This is a genomic window from Neisseria sp. P0001.S005 (genome assembly GCF_051963715.1).
On the sequence record NZ_JBQCTZ010000545.1, the window covers coordinates 1 to 519 of the forward strand.

Annotated in this window: 1 protein-coding gene; it reads right to left on the bottom strand. The window is 54.9% G+C overall.

Annotation, left to right across the window (positions count from 1 at the left end; genetic code table 11):
* Window positions 1-121: 121 nt before the first annotated feature.
* On the bottom strand, window positions 122-519 hold a 398-nt coding region (locus ACTHSP_RS21570; RefSeq protein ID WP_440346950.1), incomplete at its 5' end, for an ATP-binding cassette domain-containing protein.

Sequence of the window (519 nt, forward strand, 5' to 3'; positions counted from 1 at the left end):
CCCAGCGATTGGATGAAGCCGAGGGTTTTTGCCCCGACGGAACGGATAAAATTCATAGGTTTCAGTTGATTGGTTAAATGGTTTTCAGACGGCCTTGTTTAAGTTTCAGGCCGTCTGAACATCAGCCCAGCAAGTCTTGTTTTAAAGTCGTTTGCGCCGGATAGCGGTAGGCGACGGGGCCGTCTGCCAAACCGCCGACAAACTGGCGTACCCAAGGCGAGTCGAGTTCGCGCATTTCTTCGGGCGATCCGGAGAACATGATTTCGCCGTGTGCCAGGAAAATGACTTGATCGACGATTTCCAGTGATTTTTCGATGTCGTGCGTTACCATTACGCTGGTGGAGCGCAGGGCTTTGTTGGCGCGGCTGATGAGGTGGGCGATGACGCCCAGTGAAATCGGGTCGAGGCCGGTGAAAGGCTCGTCGTACAACATGATTTCAGGGTCGAGCGCAATCGTACGCGCGAGGGCAACGCGGCGCGACATACCGCCGGAAAGCTCGGAAGGCATCAGGTTTTCAA